The organism is Kineococcus indalonis, assembly GCF_009906395.1.
Taxonomy (GTDB): domain Bacteria; phylum Actinomycetota; class Actinomycetes; order Actinomycetales; family Kineococcaceae; genus Kineococcus; species Kineococcus indalonis.
The window spans coordinates 1-576 of the sequence record NZ_JAAALM010000983.1; the positions used below are offsets into that span (position 1 = coordinate 1).

A 576-nucleotide genomic window follows, 5' to 3' on the forward strand; every position below is an offset into this window, starting at 1 on the left:
GTGGAGACCACCGAGCGCCGGGCCCGCTGGACGCGGCCGCCGGGCGCTCGGTGGTCTCCACCGCCACCCTCGACGTGGAGGTCCGCGACGCCGCCGCGGCCGCCCGCCGCACCGCGGAGCTGGCCACCGCCGCCGGCGGGCTCGTCGCCGCGAGCAGCACCGGCGGCGGGGAGGGACCGGCGTCGGCGCGGCTGACGCTGCGGGTGCCCGGGGAGCGCCTGGGGCAGGTCCTCGACGGCGTGGCCGCCCTGGGCCGGCAGACCGGGCGCACCACCAGCGCCACCGACGTCACCGCCGAGGTCGCCGACGTCGGCAGCCGGGTCACCTCCGCCCGGGCGGTGCTCGCCGCGTTCCGCGCCCGCCTGCCGCAGGCCACGACGATCCCCGACGTGCTGGCGCTGGAGGGCGAGATCGCCCGCCGCCAGGCGGACCTGGAGGCGCTGCAGGCCCGCCAGCGCACGCTGGCCGACCAGGTGGCCCTGGCGAGCGTGGAGGTGGGGCTGCACGAGGGGCCGGCGGTGGCGGCCGCCGCCCCGCCCGCCGGGTTCACCGGCGGCCTGGCCGCCGGGTGGGACG

General features: G+C 81.8%; 1 protein-coding gene. It reads left to right on the forward strand.

Features of this window, described 5'->3' with window-relative positions; genetic code table 11:
* On the forward strand, positions 1-576 hold a 576-nt coding region (locus GTR00_RS22315), incomplete at both ends, for a DUF4349 domain-containing protein (protein ID WP_166613653.1).